Source organism: Maribacter sp. 1_2014MBL_MicDiv, assembly GCF_001865655.1.
GTDB classification, from domain to species: domain Bacteria; phylum Bacteroidota; class Bacteroidia; order Flavobacteriales; family Flavobacteriaceae; genus Maribacter; species Maribacter dokdonensis.
Genome location: NZ_CP011318.1, coordinates 656026 through 677561 on the forward strand (window position 1 = coordinate 656026; position 21536 = coordinate 677561).

A 21536-nucleotide genomic window follows, 5' to 3' on the forward strand; every position below is an offset into this window, starting at 1 on the left:
AAGATTTAAGCAACGACTATGAAAGTAGTTATATCTTTTTGTTTATCTAATCCCTTTTTCTCTTGAATGCCTTGCAAAAAAGGTGTGCAAAAATAAGCATTTTATTTAAATTAGACAACACAACTTATTATATACCATTCAATTAAAGAATATGGCATGATTTTGGAATGGAATATCTTAAATATGCTTATCTTAGAAGCATTATAATAACCATTAAAAAAAGTAAAAATATGAGCGTTAAAGCGAAATATCAAGGGGTTTTGGACCTAGGTGAACAATTAGGTATCAAAGACGGTAACGTAACTGTTGAAGGAGATGTTCTAAAAATAAAAGGACAAGCAAAAACTCCTTACGAAAAGGATTTGATCTGGGATAAAATTAAAGCATTGGGCGGTGAAAGCCCTTCTGATATTAAAGCGAACATTACAGTAGAAGATGATTCCGTTTATCACAGACACGTGGTAAAAAGCGGTGAATCTTTAAGTAAAATAGCTAAAGAATATTACGGTGACCCAATGAAATATAAAGCTATTTTTGAAGCGAATACCAACATCTTAAAAAATCCGGATGTAATTCATCCTGATCAAGTATTGGTTATTCCAAACAAATAATACATATACTACATAATAAAAAAGAGGTTAGCAAAACTAACCTCTTTTTTTATACTTTTTTTTCTATAACCCGAAGCGAATGTTCGTAAATTCTTTGAAACTGATCTTCCAGTCCTAAGTCACTATTATCGAACTCAATTGCATCATCAGCTTTTCTTAGAGGAGATATCTCTCTATTACTGTCAATATAATCTCGTTTTTGAACGTTTTCCAAAATATCTTCATAGACGACATTCTCTCCTCTATCCAATAACTCTTTATACCTTCTTACAGCTCTCTTTTCAGGTGAAGCGGTCATGAAGATTTTAAGTTCTGCATCTGGAAACACCACTGTACCAATATCCCTGCCGTCCATAACAATACCTTTATCAACACCCATTGCTTGTTGCAAGGCTACCAATTTTTTACGTACTGCCTCTAAAACGGCTACTTGGCTCACGTTCTTGGAAACCGGCATAGTCCTTATTTCCTTTTCTACATTTTCTCCATTCAAATACATTTCCGCAAAACCCAATTCAGAATTGAATACAAACTTCAATTCAACATCACCTAATTTTTGCTCCAACGTATCTTCATCCACATTGCCGGCTTCTACCAAACCTGCCCTCATAGCAAACAAGGTAACCGCACGGTACATGGCACCCGTATCTACATAAATATATTGCAGCTTTTTAGCTAATTGTTTTGCCAAAGTACTTTTACCCGTTGAGGAAAACCCGTCTATTGCAATGGTGATTTTTTTCATCCTATCAAAAGTATAAAGAAAAGCTAAGTTATAGCTCCTTTGCGTTTTTTACTTTAACCCCTGTAATGGCAATATCAATAACTTCTGACATTTCCTTTACATAGTGAAACGTTAACCCTTTTAAATATGACTCTTTGATTTCCTTAATATCACGCTCGTTATCTGCACAAAGAATAATCTCCTTAATTTTAGCCCTTTTGGCGGCAAGAATCTTTTCCTTTATACCACCTACCGGAAGCACTTTGCCTCTCAATGTGATCTCACCGGTCATTGCCAGGCTCTTTTTAATACGTTTTTGCGTAAACAATGACACTAAAGAGGTCAACATAGTAATACCTGCACTTGGACCATCTTTAGGTGTTGCCCCTTCTGGTACATGAATATGAACATTATATTTCTCAAATACCGCGACATCTATACCAAAACGATCAGCATTAGATTTTATATACTCCATGGCAATGGTTGCAGATTCTTTCATCACTTTACCAAGGTTACCCGTAATACTCATGGTTCCCTTACCTTTTGAAAGTATAGATTCTATAAATAAAATATCGCCACCAACACTGGTCCAAGCCAATCCGGTAACAACACCTGCCACTTCATTATTTTCATATTTATCACGCTCCATTTTTGGCGCACCCAAAACCTCTATGATAACTTCATTACTCACCTTTACTTCATAATCTTCTTCAGTGGCAATAGATTTCGCAGCATAACGTACCATTTTGGCGATTTGCTTTTCTAAAGAACGTACTCCAGATTCCCTTGTATACCCTTCTACAATTTTTTCTAATTGTGGTTTGCCAATTTTTAAATGACTAGCATCTAAACCATGTTCCGTCAATTGTTTTGGCAACAAATGTTTTTTAGCTATTTCAACCTTTTCCTCAATAGTGTACCCACTTACATGGATAATTTCCATACGATCTCTAAGTGCCGGCTGTATACTGCCCAAGTTATTTGCAGTAGCAACGAACATCACTTTAGAAAGGTCATAACCCAATTCTAAGAAATTGTCATGAAAATCACTGTTCTGTTCAGGATCTAAAACCTCTAACATAGCAGATGAAGGATCACCTTGATGACTATTGGACAGCTTATCTATTTCATCTAAGATAAAAACAGGGTTAGATTTACCCGCCTTTTTTAGGCTCTGAATAATTCTACCCGGCATTGCACCAATATATGTTTTTCGGTGACCTCTAATTTCAGCCTCATCTCTTAAACCACCTAATGACATTCTTACATACTCTCTACCTAACGCCTCTGCAATAGATTTACCTAATGAAGTTTTACCTACTCCTGGAGGTCCATAAAGACAAAGAATAGGTGATTTCATATCATTACGCAGCTTCAAAACCGCTAAATATTCCACAATTCTTTTCTTTACATCCTCTAAACCATAATGGTCACGATCAAGAATTCTTTCTGCTCTTTTTAAATCGAACTTATCTTTAGAATATTCTTTCCAAGGCAAATCCAATAGCAGGTCCAAATAATTTCTTTGAATAGAATATTCTGCCACCTGCGGATTCATCCGCTTCATTTTCGACAATTCCTTTTCAAAATGCTCTCTTTCTTTCTTGCCCCATTTCTTTTTCTTGGACTTCTCCTTCATCTCCTCTAACTCCTCATCATAAGAAACTCCGCCCAATTCTTCTTGAATGGTCTTCATCTGCTGGTGCAAGAAATATTCTCGCTGTTGCTGATCTAGATCATTTCTAACTTTTGATTGAATATCATTCTTAAGTTCAAGCTTTTGCATTTCAACATTCATATATTTCAATGTTGCCAACGCTCTCTCTTGCAGACTGCCTATTTCCAACAACTCTTGTTTCGCCTTTACATCCAAATTAAGATTGGACGAAACAAAGTTTATTAAGAAAGAATCACTTTGAATGTTTTTAATAGCAAAAGATGCTTCGCTAGGAATATTTGGATTATCCCTTATAATTTTTAAAGCCAATTCTTTAATAGACTCTATAATTGCCAAAAACTGCTTATCGTTCTTTTCCGGTCTTACTTCTGCGGTTTCTCTAACTGTAGCTGTTATATAAGGCTTCTTAGTTAAGACTTCGGCAATCTCAAAACGCTTTTTACCTTGAATGATTACGGTGGTATTACCATCTGGCATTTGTAGCACACGTAAAATTTTGGCTACCGTACCCAAGGTATTTATATCCTTTACATCAGGATTTTCCGTTTCCTCATCTTTTTGGGAAACTACACCTATTACTTTTGAGCCGTTGTTGGCATCCTTAATTAAGTGGATACTTTTATCTCTACCCGCCGTAATAGGAATTACTACACCAGGAAAAAGTACTGTATTCCTTAAAGGCAATATAGGCAAGGTCTCTGGCAAGGTCTCACTATTCATTTGCTCCTCATCTTCTGGAGTCAATAATGGAATTAGCTCAGAATCTTGGTCTATTCCTTGTAAAGACATATTGTCAAAATTTGAAAATTTAGAATCTCCCATACTCATATATCGGTCATTCTGTCATTAAATTAACAGAATTTAGTTTTTATAAATTATACATAATTGCCGTAAAAACAATGAAAATCAGTTAAATACGGCTTTTTGCACTTTCATTTGCTATTATCTAATTCAATTCTTGTGCCAACTGAAATAAATCATTTCAATAAATACCCAACTCTTGCTTATGGAATAATTAAAATTTATTTCCATCAAACTGTAACAAACTGTATTTTGGTTCATCTTTCAATAAACCAATCACTTTTTGAGCCAACAAAGAGAACATATTGATGAGCTAGTGCAATTGTGCTTAGCCGGTAAACAAAGTGCACAGCTAGAAGTGTACAACAGGTATTACAAGGCTATGTACAATACATCACTCAGAATCGTAAAAGACTCTGCCCAAGCAGAAGACATTATGCAAGAATCGTTTTTAAGCGCATTTACGAAACTGCATACTTTTAAAGGGGAAGTAACTTTTGGATCCTGGTTAAAGCGTATTGTTATTAATAACAGTATACATCAATATAGAAAGCAACAAAAAAAGAACGAAGTTGCTTTAGATGAGGTATTGTACAGGGTCGAAGATAATGACGGAATTGCATCTGACCATGTGTTTACAGAACTAAAGGCTCAAAAAGTGATGGAAACCATGAAAGATTTAAAAGACAACTACAGAATTTCTTTGACCTTACATCTAATTGAAGGATTTGATTATGATGAAATTAGTAAAATCATGAACATTAGTTATGCCAATTGCAGAACTACTGTTTCTAGAGCAAAAGAAAGTTTAAGGAAAAAACTAACACTCGCAGTCTAATGAAGAAAGATACTATTGACGAGCTTTTTATAAAGCTACATGACAAATTGGATTATGCCGAACCCGCCAACGGGCACGAACAGCGATTCTTAGAAAAACTGAACGAATCTAAAGGCGTGGCTACACTTGCTCCCAAGAAAAAGAACAATTGGTTACTTTTTCTATCGGTCGCAGCATCATTTGCCATTTTATTAACGGTTGGATTATCCCAATTCAACACAGCATCAAGTATTGAAGAAAAAGTTGCCGAGATTTCGCCAGAAGCATCAAAAACGCAATTCTATTTTGCGAATTTAATCGAAGAGCAGGTAAAAGAACTGAATTCAGAAAAATCACCCGAAACAGAAAAAATTATTAATGACACCATGGTCCAACTAAAAAAGCTTCAGCTGAACTATACCAAAATGGAGCAAGACCTTTTAAATGGAGGTAACAGCAAGTTAATTTTAAGTGCCATGATTACCAATTTCCAAACCAGAATCGATCTTTTAAACGAGGTTATGATTCAAATTGAAAATATTAAATCAATTAAAAAATCACATGATGAAAACTTTACTATATAAATATACTTGGCTATTATTTTTGGCTTTCTCAACAGTAGCCTTCGCCAATGACACTTCTTTTGATGGTAAGCATACCAAAGAAAAGACCATTAAAAAAGAGTTTAACGTAAGTACCAACGCGTTGCTAAAAATAGACAATTCTTATGGCAACTTAAATATAACTTCTTGGAATGAAAATAGAGTAGTAATTGAAGTCCACATTAAGACCAATGGCAACAATGAAGACAAGGTCCAAAAAAAATTAGATGAAATTTCAGTTGATTTTGAAGCCAATAACGAAAGAGTTTACGCCAAAACCATTTTCAACAAAAATAACAATGGCTGGGTATGGAGCTGGGGAAATAACAACAACGTTAATATGCAGATCAATTACACCATTAAGGTGCCCGTTAAAAACAATGTTGACCTCAGTAATGATTATGGCAATATAATTTTGGACAGAATAGACGGGCACGCCAAAATAAACTGTGACTATGGCAGACTTGAACTTGGTGAGCTTAGAGGCCGTAATAACCGTTTAAATTTTGACTATACTTCAAAATCCACAATTGGTTTTATCAACAGTGGTGAAATTAGAGCAGATTACTCGGGCTTTACTATTGAGAAAGCCGGCGACCTTCATATCAATGCTGATTACACTAATGCAAGTATAGGCAAAATGGGCAATTTAGATTATACCAGTGACTATGGCAATATGGACATTGAAGAACTACAAAGCATAGATGGTAATGGTGATTATATCACAGTAAAACTAGGCGTCGTTCATGGAGATGTATCTATAACAGCTGACTATGGCTCCATTAGAATAGATGAACTTGCTGCAGATGCTGGCGATGTAGAAATTAGAACGGATTATACCGGAGTTAAAATTGGATACAACAGTGCCTATCATTTTGATTTCGATATTTCTACCAGTTATGCCGGTGTAAGTGGCAAAGATGACTTCACTATTAACATTAGCATAGAAAAATCATCTGACAAACACTATGAAGGATTTTATGGCTCTAAAGGCAGTGGCAACAAAATTATACTTACAAGCGACTATGGCGGCATAAGTTTTAGCAAAAAATAAATCAATCAATTAAAAATGAATATCATGAGAAAATTTAGTGTATTAGTATGTGCAGGGTTAATCTCCCTATCTTGTTCAGCGCAATGGGGAAAGACTATTAAAGGAAACGGTAACAATGTTACCATTGAGAGAAATACAGGGGATTATGACGGTGTAGCCGTATCGGGCTGGTTCGATGTTGATTTGGTATCTGGCAACGAAGGTGAAATAACCTTAACAGGTGAAGAAAACCTATTGGAGTACATAATTACCGAAGTCAAAGACGGCAAACTGGTGATCAAGACAGAAAAGGGTGTTAATCTAAAAACGAGCAATTGGAAATCTGGAATTCACATTACCGTACCCGTTGAATCTATAAGTTCTGTTTCTATGTCAGGATCAGGTGATATTGTTGGTAAAACAAAAATCAAAACTGATGATTTCAAAACAGCAATGTCAGGATCAGGTGATATTACTTTAGACCTTGATGTTCAAAATATATCTGCCTCAATGTCGGGTTCAGGAGATATTACTTTAAGCGGTGACACCACCAATTTTGAAGCTACAATCTCAGGTAGTGGAGATATTGAAGCATATGACCTAGAAGCTGATAATGTTGACGCAACAATATCCGGTTCAGCAGATATACAAGTTACCGCAAATAAGTCTTTAAAAGCAAGGGTATCTGGTTCTGGGGATATTTCCTATAGAGGAAATCCTGAAAAAGTAAACACAAAAACTTCTGGTTCTGGCGACATTTCAAAAGGATAAAAGCATAAGATCAAACTAGCGAACAATCAATTCAACTGAGCCTCTTTTTAAAGGGGCTTTTTTGTTTCGCGTACTCTCACAAGCAATATCATGCCGATTAGAAAGAATACGCCTAAAAAGATGATAGAACTTCTCATACTACCCGTTCTCTGAGCTATTGCTCCGTATAAAAATGTTCCTATTATAATTCCAATCTTTTCCGCAACATCATAAAAACTGAAAAAAGATGTGGTATCTGTAGTATCTGGCAAAAACTTAGAATAGGTAGACCTAGAAAGCGCCTGTATACCACCCATAACCAACCCAACACAACCAGCGGCTATATAAAAATCAGTAGGCGTTATTACAAAATAGGCATAAATACAGATGGCTACCCAAAGGGCATTTACCACGATCAATGTTTTTATGTTACCAAATTTTTCTGACGCACTTGCGGTAACCGTAGCCCCTAAAATTGCCACCAATTGAATAACCAATATACTAATGATAAGCCCCGTAGTTCTTTCAGAATCCGTACCCCAAGCAATTTCTTCTTCCCCAAAATAAGTTGCTATCAACATCACAGTTTGCACTGCCATGCTATAGACAAAAAATGCACCTAAATACCTTTTTAACTTAACCTGGTCCCCTAACTGATGCCATACTTGCTTCAACTCTTTAAAACCATTTAAAACAATGTTGGTGCGCTCCCCTTCTTTTTTGTAGCCTTTTGGCAAATAGTAGAAGCTGTACTGTGCAAAAAGTATCCACCATATACCAACGGTTACAAAAGAATATTTCATGGCCTTAATTTCGGCCGCACCAGATTCATCTGTGGTTATTCCAAAAAAATCTGGTTTCATGACCATAGCCAAATTAAACACCAAAAGCACCACACTTCCTATATACCCTAGTGTAAATCCTTTTGCGCTAATTGCATCTTGCTGTTTTGGAAAAGCAACATCCGGCAGGTAGGAGTTGTTAATGGCAAAACTCACCCAAAATCCTACAAGGCCAAAAAAGTAGCATACTAACCCGATGTATATATTTTCCAATGAAAACCAGTATAAACCAATACATGACAACCCTCCTAAGTAGCAGAAGAATTTCATGAAAACCTTCTTGTTTCCCAAATAATCTGCAACGCCAGAAATTAACGGTGTTATGATGGCTATAAAAACGAAGGCTAAAGATGTTGTGTAACTTATTAATGGTGCTCTTGCTATTTCCCCACCAAAAATGGTTACCTTTTCAATACCGGCAATTCTAAAAAGTGCGCCATAAAATATTGGAAAAACTGCCGACGATATTACTAAACTGTAAACGGAATTTGCCCAGTCATAAAAGGCCCAAGCGTTCAATAATTTCTTACTTCCTTTTAAAACTAGTGTCTTCCCCATATATAAAAATAAAAGCCGATCATTTCTGAACGGCTTCAATATACAATAATCCTTAAAGTTTTACTTAAAATTTGTTACCCCAAATTTTGCGGCTTCTGCAGCGGCATCTGGCGCCCAAGCTGTAAGATTATTTATTCTGGTATCGTTAGATGGGTGCGTGCTCATAAATTCTGGCGGTGCTTCTCCACCACTGTTCGCTTTCATTCTTTTCCATAATTCCGCAGCTTCATAAGGGTCGTAACCTGCTATTGCCATAATCTGCAAGCCAATTCTATCTGCCTCCGTCTCGTGACTTCTGCTAAAAGGCAGCATACCTAAATACTGGGTACCTACACCATAAGCCTGATTGAAAATACCTAAAGTTTGCTGATTTTTAATTGCAACATTACCTGCTACGGCACCTAACTGTTGTAATGTACCTGCACTCATACGCTGTGCTCCATGATCAGCCAAGGCATGGGCAACTTCGTGCCCCATAACTACAGCTACACCGGTCTCTGTTTGTGTTATGGGTAATATACCCGTATAGAAAACAATTTTACCACCTGGCATGCACCAAGCGTTTACAGTTTCGTCATTTACCAAATTATATTCCCAAGCATAGTCCTTTAAATAACCTGGATGCCCATTAGCCGTTAGCCAACGTTCAGCAGCCGAAGAAATTCGCTGACCAACCCTAGTAATCATTTGCGCATCTGCAGTACCTGTAACCACCTTATTTTCCGTTAGAAATTGGTCATACTGTGCAAATGCAGATGGAAATACTTGACTATTTGGGTAAAAATTCAATGTTTTTTGACCAGTAAAGGGATTAACCTTACAAGCCGAAACGCCTATAAAGACGAATATTATTAATACTAGTTTTTTCATTTTTTGTTCATTTTAGTTAATGGTAGAAAACTACAAAGTTATTCTTTTCCTGATAAATGCAATAAGGTAAAGTTTTTGTCTATAAGCAAATCATTGTTATCATTAATGCTTATACTCTTTAGCGGTATTTCTTCATTATCTATCTTAACACTACTGATCTCAAATGGAAGTCCGTGAAAATTCAACTTCATTTTCTCATACTCCGTATCAAAAGTACCATCCTTGAACAATTGAATAATCAAGGAGTTGTCTTTACCCGTAAGCTTATAATTACTTAGAGAATATCTTCCTTTTTTATAATCATAACCATTATTGGCATCTTCGTAAACTTCAGAGGTTTCAGTGCCTTCTTTATAATACACAACTAAAACAAGCTCTTCTATTTTTTTCTCTCCAACATATTGCTGTATAGGGTATTTTGGAATAATAGATCCTGCCTTTACAAAGATCGGAATCATATCCAATGCTGCCGCAACCCATTTTTCCTTACCTCCCTCTACAAACTCATTTGTCCAAAAATCGTACCACTCGCCCCTTGGCACATACATACGGCGCCCTTGAGCATTAGGTTCTTGTATTGGGCATACCAATATCTTATCACCGAAAATAAACTCATCTGTCCTAAAGTGAGTTTGATTATCCTCTTGGTCAAAAAAGACCAAAGACTGCACCATAGGTACATTTTCCTTGGTATACTTGTAAAACATCGTATACAAATACGGTAATAGCTGATAGCGTAGTTCTACAAATTTTCTTACGATATCCGTTATTTCAGATCCAAAGGACCAAGGTTCTTGATCACCATGATCCCCACTGGAATGCACCCTACAAAATGGGTGAAAAATTCCCAATTGCACCCATCTAGCAAATAATTCGCCATCTGGTTGTTCTGCAAAACCACCAATATCAGAGCCAACAAATGAGTACCCGCTTAAACACATACGTTGCACTTGTACATTAGCAATCCACAAATGCTCCCATGTAGCCACATTATCTCCTGTCCACGTAGAAGAATATCTTTGGGTCCCTGAAAATGCCGCTCTTGTTATTACAAACGGTCTTTTTGGATAAACATATTTTTTAACACCTTCATAGGTAGCCCTAACCATTTGCATACCATAAACATTATGTGCTTTTCTATGGGTACACGGGTTACCATCATAATCATGCCTAGTGTCTAATGGGGCCGTTTTTGATGGAACTTCCATCACAGCAGGTTCATTCATATCGTTCCACACTGCATGAACACCCAAATCCGACATAAATTCCTTGTACAATTCTGCCCACCATTCACGCACTGCTGGGTTTGTAAAATCAGGAAAATTACATTCTCCCGGCCACACTTTTCCATGCATTAACGGACCATCTCCTCTTTTACAGAAATAACCATTTTCAAGGGCTTCATTATAAATCCAATAATCGCGGTCTACTTTTATACCTGGATCTATCATCACCACTGTCTTAAATCCGTCTTTCTCCAATTCTTGAATCATTCGCTTTGGATCAGGGAAATGGTTTTTATCCCAAGTAAAACACCTAAAGCCATCCATGTAATCTATATCTAAATAAATTGCATCACATGGTATTTGCAACTTTCTAAATTCATCGGCAATTTCCTTTACATTGCTTTCTGGATAGTAGCTCCATTTAGATTGATGAAAACCTAATGCCCACATGGGTGGTAACTCTGGTGTACCGGTAAGGCTAGAGTATGAACTGACCACTTTTGGCATATCTGGACCAAATATGAAATAATAGTTCATTTCTCCACCTTCTGCCCAAAAACTGGTAATATTTCTTCGTTCTTGAGAGAAATCAAAGCCTGTTCTAAAACTATTGTCAAAATAGATACCGTAGGCTATACCTTTATTTAAACCTATATAAAAAGGAATTGCTTTATACAGTGGATCTTGCTCTTTTGCGTAGGCAAATTGATCAGTTACCCAATTCTCCACTCTTTTACCCTTTAAATTGCTATGCATGGCTTTATCGCCCATTCCATAAAAACTTTCACCAGATTGGGTAATCTTACTCAACTTTACGGTATTTCCACCATATTCATAATTTTCTTCCCAATGAAAGCCTAACTCATCTTCATTGATAATAGTACCGTTTAAATCAGAAATCTGGGTTCGTAACGTTTTCTTGTCTACCAGAATATTTAAACGTGCCGTAGAGATTATATATTCCGTATCATTTTCTACCACCTCTAATTTACTATAGCCCATAGTAGCCTCGGGGTCTATGGCATAAGAGAAATCAGGTTCAAAGTTGTAATTTGTGGCGTACCTAAACCGTATAATACTACCCCTAAGGATAGTTATTTGTAATACTACTCCGTTATCTGTGGTGAAATAGATTTTATCAGTGTCCTGTGCAAATTCAACGATGTGGTTTGGATATAAATTACCTTTATATTCAAGCTCTGTGTTTGTGATCATGAATTCTTAATTATTAGCATAACAGTCGGTAAATCAGAAACTCTTACAATTGGATGTGTTTAAACGACAACTTATTATGATTATTTCAATATTACCATCCCTAAAGGCGGTATCGTTATTACGATAGACTTCTTATGACCGTGCGAAGGCTTGGTTGATGATGTTATCTTATCATTTAGGTTGCCACCGCCACCATATTTGGCATCGTCACTATTTAAAATTTCCTTTAGTTTTCCTTTTTTCGGGTTTCCTATTCTGTAATTTTCTCTTGGTACAGGAGTAAAGTTACACGCAATCACCAAATCGTTCTTCTCATCATGTCCTTTGCGAACGTATGTTAATACCGAGTTTTCATGATCACCATAATCTATCCATTGAAAACCTTCTGGACTAAATTGTTTTTCATATAACCCCGGAGAATTTCTATATAAATGGTTTAGATCCTTTACAAAATCCTGTACTCCCTTATGCACACTGTACTGTAACAAATGCCAATCTAAACTTTGTTGAAAATTCCATTCTGCCGTTTGACCAAATTCACCCCCCATGAACATTAAGTTGGTACCCGGGTGGGTAAACATATACCCAAATAGCAATCTTAAATTTGCGAATTTTTGCCACTCATCTCCCGGCATTCTATAAACCAAAGACTGCTTACCATAAACTACCTCATCATGAGAAAAAGGAAGCATGAAATTTTCGGTAAACGCATAGGTCATACTAAACGTAAGATCATTTTGGTGGTGTTTTCTATAGATTGGTTCTTTCTTAAAGAACTGTAAGGTATCATGCATCCACCCCATCATCCATTTCATACCAAAACCTAAACCACCATGTGCCACCGGTTTTGATACGCCTGAAAATGCAGTAGATTCTTCCGCTATGGTCTGTACACCTTCAAAGTTGGTATATACCGCTTCATTTAGTTCACGTATAAAGGACATAGCCTCCAAATTCTCATTGTTACCATAGATATTTGGCTCCCATTCTCCCTCCTCTCTAGAATAGTCTAAATATAGCATGGAGGCTACGGCATCTACACGCAAGCCGTCTACATGAAACTGATCTAACCAAAATAAAGCATTGCTAATCAGAAAAGCCCTCACTTCATTTCTACCATAATTAAAGATCAAACTCTTCCAATCTGTATGATATCCTTTTCTTCTATCTGGGTGCTCATACAAGTGCGAACCGTCAAAAAAGCCTAAACCATGCGCATCTTCCGGAAAATGAGACGGCACCCAATCTAATATGACCCCTATATCGTTTTGATGAAATGTATCTATCAGTAATTTAAACTCCTCTGGCGACCCAAATCTTGATGTGGGGGCAAAATATCCTGTTAGTTGATACCCCCAAGAAGGATCGTAAGGATATTCCATTATAGGCATAAACTCCACATGTGTATACCCCATTTCCTTTACATACTCCACAAGGTCCTTTGCAAATTCCTTATAGGTCAAAAATTTATTTTCGGCATTTTTCTTCCAAGATCCCAAATGAACTTCGTATACAGAATAAGGTTTATCCAAACCGTTCTTATCTTTTCTATAGCCCATCCAAGCATCATCTTTCCAATTGTGCTCAGCAGTCCAAATTATTGATGCCGTGTTAGGCGGATGCTCACAATACCTGGCAAAAGGATCAGCTTTCTCTGTCCAAATATCATTATTGTTAGACTGTATTTTATATTTATAGATCTCACCCTTTCCAATATTGGGAATAAAACCTTCCCATATACCACTACTGTCCCATCTCACATTTAATTGATGCTTTTCTGCATTCCACAAATTAAAATTACCGACAACAGAAACTGCTTTCGCCGAAGGTGCCCATACAGCAAAGTATGTACCGGCCACACCATCAACTTCTACAATATGAGACCCTAGTTTGTCATATAGTCGATAGTGCTTTCCTCCTTTAAAAAGATTGATATCAAAATCTGTAAATAATGAGTAAACTTGTACGTTAGGCATATGGAGTGTTTATTTTTGTAAAGCTAATCATCTTTTAAAGACGCTCAACTACATTTCATTTATGTTGAAAATATAGCAGTTAATATCCGATTTATATATTTAAATACCAAAAATGGAACGCTTTTTGAAATAACAATTCAAAATAAAAACTCAAACCAAAAATTATAACATTATGAAAAAAATAAATGTATTTCTAGGAGCACTTGTAACGCTATTCTTTATTTCGTGTGAAGGACCACAGGGACCACAAGGGTTTGATGGATTTGATGGTGCTGATGGTGCTGATGGTGCGGACGGAATTAATATCTTAGGCAAAGTGATAGACATACAGGGTACTTTCACCTTGGACAATGACTATTCTATCTTTTATGAGTTTCCACAAACTGTAGAAGTTTTTGAAACCGATGTAGTACTTGTATATATGCTTTGGGATGTAACAGAAGACAGCAATGGAGAATCTGTAGACATTTGGAGGTTAATGCCACAAACTAGAATATTAGACCAAGGCTTATTACAATATAATTACGATTATACTTTTTTTGATGTTAGTATTTTCTTAGAATCAGATTTTGACCTATCAACTTTACAACCAGGTGATACTGATGACCAAGTATTTAGAATCGCCATATTACCAGCAGAATCTACCACTGGAAAGTTAGATACTTCTAACATCAACTCTGTAATGTCACATTTAGGTATTACGGAAGATGAAGTCCAGAAAGTAACATTACAATAAATATCCCTGGAATTAACCTATATGAGTAAAAGCCTTTGAATAATCTTCAAAGGCTTTTATTTATTTTATTAAAACCTTAACCAAAAAAGTATCGTAATTACTATACATTGAAAGGATTATATAAATTCATCGACATAATTAAAAAAATATAATATGAAACTACATTTTGCTATTACACTTTTAATACTCTTTGTAAGCTGTAAGGGTAATGCCCAAAAGAAAGAGATGACATCTAGCAGCATTGATAAGGATAAAAAAGAATTTCCTGTTCAAAAAACCAACAGTGAATGGAGAAAAGAATTGACCGATGCCGAATATTACGTTCTACGCGAAGCTGCTACTGAAAATCCGTTTACCAGTGAACTTCTTAAAAACAAAGAAAAAGGTACATATGTTTGTGCCGCCTGTGCCACTCCTTTATTTAAAAGTTATACCAAATTTGATTCAGGTACCGGATGGCCCAGTTTTTATGAGGAAATAGAAGGTAATGTAGCTTATGATGTAGATTATAAAATTGGTTACAAAAGAACCGAAGAGCACTGTGCCACTTGCGGGGGGCATTTAGGACATGTTTTTGAGGATGGACCAGCCCCAACAGGCTTACGCCATTGCATTAACGGTGTGGCTTTAAATTTTGTTCCTGCAGAATAGTTCATATAGCTTAACAATTTTGAAATAAAAAAGCGGTCTTTAAGACCTCTTTTTTACTTTAAAACCTATATACCACATATAGGATGACTCCTAATAAAATATCACAATTTTAGATTAAAGGTCATATTTTAAAAACCTACAAATAATTTGATAAAGGTTTTGTATTTTTGCACCTCAATTAAAACTACAAAAAATCAAAATATGAGCACTTTCGATATTATCGTTTTAGGTAGTGGTCCTGGTGGATATGTTACCGCAATTAGGGCTGCACAATTAGGTTTTAAGACTGCCATTATAGAAAAAGAGAGTCTAGGAGGCGTTTGCTTAAATTGGGGTTGTATACCTACCAAAGCCTTATTGAAGTCTGCACAAGTATTTGAATACCTGCAACATGCCGAAGATTACGGTTTAAAAGTGAAAGGTGCCGATAAGGATTTTGATGCTGTCGTGAAAAGAAGCCGTGGTGTTGCAGAAGGAATGAGCAAAGGGGTTCAATTCTTAATGAAGAAGAATAAAATTGAGGTTATTAAAGGTTACGGTACTTTAAAAGCTGGTAAAAAAGTTTCAGTTAAGGCTGAAGATGGTTCCACTACGGAATATAGTGCCAGTAATATTATTATAGCTACAGGCGCAAGAAGCCGAGAGCTACCAAGCTTGCCGCAAGATGGTAAGAAGATCATTGGGTACAGAGAGGCAATGACCTTAGATAAGCAACCTAAAAAAATGATTGTTGTTGGTAGTGGTGCAATCGGTATAGAGTTCGCATACTTTTACAATTCTATGGGGACCGAAGTTACGGTTGTAGAATACCTACCTAACATTGTACCGGTAGAAGATGAAGACGTATCCAAGCAATTGGAAAGAAGTTTCAAAAAATCAGGTGTAAAGATTATGACTTCTGCAGAAGTTACTTCTGTTGACACTTCTGGTGACGGGGTAAAAGCTACCGTTAAAACAGCTAAAGGAGAAAAAGTTCTTGAAGCCGATATTGTTCTTTCTGCCGTAGGTATTAAGACCAATATTGAGAACATAGGGTTAGAAGATGTTGGTATTGCTACCGACCGTGATAAGATTTTGGTGAACGATTATTACCAAACCAACATACCTGGCTACTATGCCATTGGTGATGTAACTCCTGGACCGGCACTTGCACACGTGGCATCTGCGGAAGGTATCTTGTGTGTTGAAAAATTGGCAGAAATGCATGTTGAGCCATTAGACTACGGTAATATACCTGGTTGTACTTATTGCTCTCCAGAAATTGCCTCTGTAGGTTTAACCGAAAAGCAGGCCAGAGAAAAAGGAATAGATATCAAAGTTGGTAAATTCCCTTTCTCGGCAAGTGGTAAAGCAAAAGCTTCGGGTGCTTCTGACGGATTTGTAAAAGTAATCTTTGATGCTAAATATGGTGAGTGGTTAGGTTGTCATATGATCGGTGCAGGTGTTACCGATATGATCGCTGAAGCTGTTCTTGGCCGTAAGCTAGAAACTACTGGGCATGAGGTTCTTAAAGCAATTCACCCACACCCAACAATGAGCGAAGCTGTTATGGAAGCAGTGGCAGCAGCTTATGACGAGGTTATTCATTTATAATTTACTACTTAATATAATTTAGCATGTTAAAGTTATTTCGAGCAACGGCAATTTTAGAAGGAATCTCCTATTTGGCGTTGTTCGGGGTGACCATGCCATTAAAATACTGGGCAGAAATACCAGAACCAAACAAATATGTTGGCTACGCCCACGGAGTGCTTTTTATCGCTTTCATAGCACTTACATTAATAGTTGGCTTTACCCATAAATGGTCATTTAAGAAAGTTTTCATTTTTGGTATAGCTTCACTTCTACCCTTCGCAACATTCTACGTTGAAGAAAAATATTTAAAGCCAGAAGACAACGCTTAAGGCTGTTCTTCCATTTCAGTAGTCAATTGATAAATACTACCATCAAAGGCACATATATACAACTCGTCGTTTGCATCCGTACCAAATGACGATATAGCCAAATCCGTATCTACGATCAATTTATTATTACCGTTTACATCTAAAGCCCAAATTCTACCGGATACAAAATCACCGTACACATACAAACCTTGTAACGAAGGTAAATTACTACCTCTATACACATAACCACCGGTAACGGACCTATCATTTTGTTCATGACCATATTCATAAATTGGCGCTATAGAGTTTGCGCTATCACAATCATCTTCAAGAAAACAAGAAGTTCCTTCAAGAATATTCCAACCGTAATTACCTCCTTTTTCAATAAGGTTAATTTCTTCTTTCTCTCCTTGACCAACATCACCAGTCCAAATGGTATTGGTAGCTACATCAAAACTAAATCTCCACGGATTTCTTAATCCGTATGCATATATCTCACCCCTCGCATTTTCTACTTCTACAAAAGGATTATCTGCCGGTATAGCGTAATTTAACCCAGCATCTGTAGTATTTACATCTATACGCAATATCTTACCCAAAAAGTTTTCTAAACTCTGTGCATTACCATTGGGATCGCCTGAGCCTCCACCATCACCAGATGCAATATATAAATACCCATCAGGTCCAAATGCCAACTGGCCGCCATTGTGATTAGTATCTGGTTGAAGAATTTCCAATAAAATAGTTTCACTAGACATATCTACAATATCCAAATCGTTTTCAGAAACCTTAAAACGAGATATCACCGCCAATTCTTCATTGGGTGTATAGACAACATATAAAAAACCGTTTGTACTAAACTCTGGATGAAAAGTAAAGCCTAGCAACCCTAATTCGCTCTCGGTGGCTATGCGATCAGAAATATCCAAAAATGTACTTACTTCACCTACCTCAGATTCACTTGAAAAAGATTTAATAATCCCATCTTTTTCAGCTACAAAAATTCTATTACTTTCATCATCCGGAGATTGTAGATCCAAAGGATTGGAAAAAGATAAATTTGAAAAAGCATTTATGGTCGTGAATACCCCAACTGAATCAATAGGCGCGTTTGGATTTGGACTAAGTGCCAACTCGTCTTTATCACTACATGAAACAATAAGTAATATAGCAAAACCAAATAACAGAAATACAATTCTTTTCATAACAGCATAGTTTGCTATTATTTACGAATGTACACCTCACTCTAGATGTTAATTATTTTTTTGAGTTAAAATAAAAAACTCTCAATGGCTAGATCATAACTTTTTAATCCAAAGCCCAGAATAACCCCATTGGCAGCAGGCGATATGTAGGAAATATGCCTAAATTCTTCGCGCTTATGGGTATTGGAAATATGAACTTCTATGACAGGAGTTTCTACAGCCTTTACCGCATCTCCTATACCAACAGAAGTATGGGTATATGCCGCAGCATTGAGGACTATACCATCATAACTAAAACCAGTTTCTTGTATTTTAGAAATAAGTTCTCCTTCTATGTTAGATTGAAAATACTCCAACTCAACATCTTTAAACTTAAACTGCAATTTTGAAAAATAATCTTCAAAAGTCTGTGCACCGTAAACTTCTGGCTCCCTTTTACCCAATAGATTTAGGTTAGGACCGTTAATTATGATAATCTTCATGTATCAAAAATAACGAATGTTATTTAACAATTAATAAGAAATCAAAGAAGTATAATAGTTAACTAAATAACAGCGAAACTAACGTCGAGTTCTATACTTAGGCTCAAAGTTGAAAACAATACCCAGTGTCAAAGTAGTCCAAGAGGTCTCATCTATATCTATACCTGTGTAAGAAACATTGACCTCTACACTTGAACTCATTAAGTAAGCCAAAGTAGGTCTATAATAAAGTCCCCCTTCGTTACCATCATTGATACCCACGGCATAACCAACATTACCGCCAAAAGAGAAATAATTGGAGGTCCAAAAACGAACACCTGCGGATAATGGCATAAATTGAACAGCTTTTTGCTCTTCCCTAATAATTGTAGTTTGAAAAGTTTCAGCAAAACCGTGTATATAACCTATAGCCGGACCAACATCAACAACTTCACCTAACGGGTACATGTACGAGAAATCTGCACCAAGTACTACACTTACCGCTTCATTGTAATCATTAAATGGCAAACCTGCCTGTATTCCTAGCTTAAACCCTTCTTGAGCATAAAAACCGGTCGAAAAAAATGAAACAATAAGTACTATAAAAAACTTTTTCATGGTTGGTTTGGTTTGTTTTCATCAAAAATAAAGGTAAGACTTAGCTTACATGAATCTTTGTTGTGAACACCCTTAAAGTAGTTGTACACACTGCTTTTAAATAGGTTTTATAATTCTATTTTAAAACAAAATCACCTATTGGAGTACAAAAAAAGGGGAAGCTTAACTTCCCCTTTTAATATTCTAATGCTGAAATTTCTATTCAATTACGTATCTAACGCCGATACCAAAAGCACCAACTTCATTTCCAAGAAGATCACCAAGACCTATAAAGGGTCTCCAGTCAAACGAAAAAGCTAATGGCACTCCATCAATTTTATAATCTAAACCAACTATTGGTCTAAGTGCTATCTCTGTCCCTATGCCTTCTCCAAAAAATAAGATTGAAGGACCTGCACCAGCAAACCATTGTAAACCATCAGCTCCTGAAATATCACCATGGTATTCGTAAAGAGCTGTTAAAGTTGTTAATCCGCTTTCAAACATCAACTCCGCTTGACCTGCATGCTCTTCTGCAAAGAAATATTTTGCACTTGGACCAACTAATGTTACCCCAGAAAATAAATCTAGACCTAAACCGGCTGCAAATGTGTAATCAGATTGTGCGTTAGAAACATTTGTTCCTAAAATAACCGCTGCTACTAAAAATAATAGTTTTTTCATTTTGTTGTTTTTTTAATGTACTTGACTTAATTAAAAATTGATTGATTAATAGGACTATTGACTAAAAGTCCATTTTATAGTTAATAGGTGTAAAAGTAAAAATTTAACAAGTATTTACATATACCAATAAACCAGTATTTCTTCCATCTATACATTATTTACTACAGAATTAATGTATTCTTTATCTTTAAACCATGAATTGGAAACATGCGCTTAAAGATTTTACCACCTACCTTAAACTGGAACGCGGCCTATCTAAAAACTCTATTCTAAGTTACTCTAGAGATATTGAAAAGCTTATGACCTTTCTAGAAGCGCACGACATTAATACTACCCCTATTCTTATTGATAAACAAACCGTACAGCAATTTATATATGAGGTGGCCAAAGTAGTAAACCCCAGATCACAAGCACGTATCATATCTGGCTTAAAAAGCTTTTTTGGATACTTAATTTTTGAAGATTATAGAAAAGACAACCCTTTAGACTTAATAGAATCTCCAAAAATAGGACGAAAATTACCTGATACGCTTTCAGAAACTGAAATAGATAATTTGATCATTGCCATTGACCTAAGTACACCAGAAGGTGAAAGAAATAGAGCTATGCTAGAAACTTTATATGGCTGTGGTTTAAGAGTTTCCGAACTAATTAGCTTAAAAATTTCCGACCTTTTTTTTGATGAAGATTTTATTAAAGTTACCGGCAAAGGTGATAAACAGCGATTTGTACCTATAAGTCACGTGAATAAAAAATATATTGATATTTACCGAAATGAAATTAGGGTACATTTAAAAATTCAGGAAGGCTTTCAAGATATTTTGTTCTTGAACCGACGAGGAAAACAACTTACCAGAGCCATGATTTTTACTATTGTTAAGAACTTGGCGACCACTATTGGATTAAACAAGAGTATTAGCCCTCACACCTTTAGACATTCATTTGCCACTCATTTACTTGAAAATGGTGCAGATTTACGTGCAATTCAACAAATGCTAGGACATGAGAGTATTACCACTACAGAAATTTATATGCACGTAGACCGATCTCATTTGGCGGAGGTCATGAATACCTACCACCCTAGAAAAAGTTATTAAAATTTCCATTTACTGCCAATGGTATAAACAGATGGCATTTCAATTTGAGTTTCACCAAAAGCACCTATACCAGTTTCGTTTAATTGAATACTACTTTTTATTTCAAGCATGAAATTCTCCGTAACATCATATCCCATTCCCGCTACAAAGCCAAGTCGATAAGGTGCTTGTCCAACTTCTGAATTTTCAGTTGCAATTTCTGCATCTAGACCAGAGAGCAAGTATAATCTTTTATTCAGATAATACTTTACCATTAAACTAGATCGAAATCTTTCCGACAAAATATAAGTATCGTAAAACCCTTGAAGTTCTAATTGCAAAGATTTTGTAACCCCATATTGAACCATAAAAGATTTGTGAACATCACCTATTGCAGAAACAGGATATGCATGCCCCGTAACCGCTATTCCCGTCAATGAAGAAGGTTGATTTTTCTCTGGAGGCTCTTCTATTGCTTGACCATTGACAACAATTACAAACATGAACAGAAAACTTCGCACGAGAACTTTCATAGGTTGG

21 protein-coding genes are annotated in these 21536 nt (G+C 36.2%); 10 read left to right on the forward strand and 11 right to left on the reverse strand.

All coding sequences use genetic code 11. The features are described from left to right. Positions 1–230: 230 nt before the first annotated feature. Positions 231–611, forward strand: coding sequence for a LysM peptidoglycan-binding domain-containing protein (locus YQ22_RS02655; RefSeq protein WP_058105800.1), 381 nt, complete (start codon positions 231–233; stop codon positions 609–611). 49 nt (positions 612–660) lie between these two features. Here the strand turns inward: YQ22_RS02655 and cmk are convergent, their stop codons facing one another. Beyond that, on the reverse strand, positions 661–1356 hold the full coding sequence (gene cmk / locus YQ22_RS02660; protein WP_071339972.1) for a (d)CMP kinase: 696 nt from the start codon (positions 1354–1356) through the stop codon (positions 661–663). 28 nt (positions 1357–1384) lie between these two features. Then, positions 1385–3835, reverse strand: coding sequence for an endopeptidase La (lon, locus tag YQ22_RS02665; protein ID WP_071339973.1), 2451 nt, complete (start codon positions 3833–3835; stop codon positions 1385–1387). A gap of 262 nt (positions 3836–4097) precedes the next feature. Between lon and YQ22_RS02670 the strand changes: the two genes are divergently transcribed. The 4 genes from YQ22_RS02670 to YQ22_RS02685 are packed head-to-tail and all read left to right on the forward strand — an operon-like array spanning position 4098 to position 7037. After that, positions 4098–4652, forward strand: a complete 555-nt coding sequence (locus YQ22_RS02670; protein WP_071339974.1) for an RNA polymerase sigma factor — start codon at positions 4098–4100, stop codon at positions 4650–4652. Next, positions 4652–5215, forward strand: a complete 564-nt coding sequence (locus tag YQ22_RS02675; protein WP_071339975.1) for a hypothetical protein — start codon at positions 4652–4654, stop codon at positions 5213–5215. The genes YQ22_RS02670 and YQ22_RS02675 overlap by 1 nt, the downstream gene beginning before the upstream one ends. Further along, the gene (locus YQ22_RS02680; protein ID WP_071339976.1) at positions 5196–6287 is read left to right on the forward strand and encodes a hypothetical protein; all 1092 of its coding nucleotides are present in this window, start codon (positions 5196–5198) and stop codon (positions 6285–6287) included. The genes YQ22_RS02675 and YQ22_RS02680 overlap by 20 nt, the downstream gene beginning before the upstream one ends. A 24-nt stretch (positions 6288–6311) precedes the next feature. Continuing rightward, the gene (locus YQ22_RS02685) at positions 6312–7037 is read left to right on the forward strand and encodes a head GIN domain-containing protein (protein ID WP_071339977.1); all 726 of its coding nucleotides are present in this window, start codon (positions 6312–6314) and stop codon (positions 7035–7037) included. A gap of 47 nt (positions 7038–7084) precedes the next feature. Here YQ22_RS02685 and YQ22_RS02690 read toward each other — a convergent pair whose 3' ends face one another. The 4 genes from YQ22_RS02690 to glgB all read right to left on the reverse strand — a co-directional run bounded on the left by YQ22_RS02690 (position 7085) and on the right by glgB (position 13703). Continuing rightward, positions 7085–8416, reverse strand: coding sequence for an MFS transporter (locus YQ22_RS02690; RefSeq protein ID WP_071339978.1), 1332 nt, complete (start codon positions 8414–8416; stop codon positions 7085–7087). Between the two features lie 60 nt (positions 8417–8476). Next, complete coding sequence (locus YQ22_RS02695; protein WP_058105755.1) at positions 8477–9286, reverse strand: M48 family metallopeptidase; 810 nt, start codon at positions 9284–9286, stop codon at positions 8477–8479. 38 nt (positions 9287–9324) lie between these two features. Beyond that, entirely contained in the window at positions 9325–11727 is a 2403-nt protein-coding gene (locus YQ22_RS02700; protein WP_071339979.1) for a glycoside hydrolase family 31 protein, read from the reverse strand. An 80-nt stretch (positions 11728–11807) separates the two neighbouring features. Beyond that, on the reverse strand, positions 11808–13703 hold the full coding sequence (gene glgB / locus YQ22_RS02705) for a 1,4-alpha-glucan branching protein GlgB (protein WP_071339980.1): 1896 nt from the start codon (positions 13701–13703) through the stop codon (positions 11808–11810). A 172-nt stretch (positions 13704–13875) separates the two neighbouring features. On the opposite strand from glgB, the gene YQ22_RS02710 reads away from it, so the two are divergent. From YQ22_RS02710 to YQ22_RS02725, 4 genes are all read left to right on the forward strand, one after another. Continuing rightward, complete coding sequence (locus YQ22_RS02710; protein ID WP_071339981.1) at positions 13876–14439, forward strand: hypothetical protein; 564 nt, start codon at positions 13876–13878, stop codon at positions 14437–14439. Positions 14440–14592: 153 nt separating this feature from the next. Then, the gene (gene msrB / locus YQ22_RS02715) at positions 14593–15090 is read left to right on the forward strand and encodes a peptide-methionine (R)-S-oxide reductase MsrB (RefSeq protein ID WP_071339982.1); all 498 of its coding nucleotides are present in this window, start codon (positions 14593–14595) and stop codon (positions 15088–15090) included. A gap of 201 nt (positions 15091–15291) precedes the next feature. Beyond that, entirely contained in the window at positions 15292–16683 is a 1392-nt protein-coding gene (gene lpdA, locus YQ22_RS02720) for a dihydrolipoyl dehydrogenase (RefSeq protein ID WP_058105750.1), read from the forward strand. Positions 16684–16706: 23 nt separating this feature from the next. Further along, positions 16707–16994, forward strand: a complete 288-nt coding sequence (locus YQ22_RS02725; RefSeq protein ID WP_071339983.1) for a DUF3817 domain-containing protein — start codon at positions 16707–16709, stop codon at positions 16992–16994. On the opposite strand, the gene YQ22_RS02730 is transcribed toward YQ22_RS02725, so the two are convergent. The 4 genes from YQ22_RS02730 to YQ22_RS02745 form a co-directional block, all read right to left on the reverse strand. Next, the gene (locus tag YQ22_RS02730) at positions 16991–18178 is read right to left on the reverse strand and encodes a PQQ-dependent sugar dehydrogenase (protein WP_071339984.1); all 1188 of its coding nucleotides are present in this window, start codon (positions 18176–18178) and stop codon (positions 16991–16993) included. The two genes, YQ22_RS02725 and YQ22_RS02730, sit on opposite strands and share 4 nt — an antisense overlap. Positions 18179–18243: 65 nt before the next feature. Further along, complete coding sequence (gene aroQ, locus YQ22_RS02735; protein ID WP_058105747.1) at positions 18244–18660, reverse strand: type II 3-dehydroquinate dehydratase; 417 nt, start codon at positions 18658–18660, stop codon at positions 18244–18246. Between the two features lie 78 nt (positions 18661–18738). Further along, on the reverse strand, positions 18739–19257 hold the full coding sequence (locus YQ22_RS02740) for an outer membrane beta-barrel protein (RefSeq protein WP_071339985.1): 519 nt from the start codon (positions 19255–19257) through the stop codon (positions 18739–18741). Between the two features lie 198 nt (positions 19258–19455). After that, a complete protein-coding gene (locus tag YQ22_RS02745) occupies positions 19456–19920 on the reverse strand; it encodes a hypothetical protein (protein ID WP_071339986.1) in 465 nt (154 codons plus the stop codon). 194 nt (positions 19921–20114) lie between these two features. On the opposite strand from YQ22_RS02745, the gene xerD reads away from it, so the two are divergent. After that, positions 20115–21017 (forward strand): site-specific tyrosine recombinase XerD, encoded by a 903-nt coding sequence (xerD, locus tag YQ22_RS02750; protein ID WP_071339987.1) that lies wholly within the window; start codon positions 20115–20117, stop codon positions 21015–21017. Here xerD and YQ22_RS02755 read toward each other — a convergent pair. Beyond that, a complete protein-coding gene (locus YQ22_RS02755; RefSeq protein ID WP_143751754.1) occupies positions 21014–21529 on the reverse strand; it encodes a hypothetical protein in 516 nt (171 codons plus the stop codon). The genes xerD and YQ22_RS02755 overlap by 4 nt on opposite strands. Between the last annotated feature and the right edge of the window lie 7 nt (positions 21530–21536).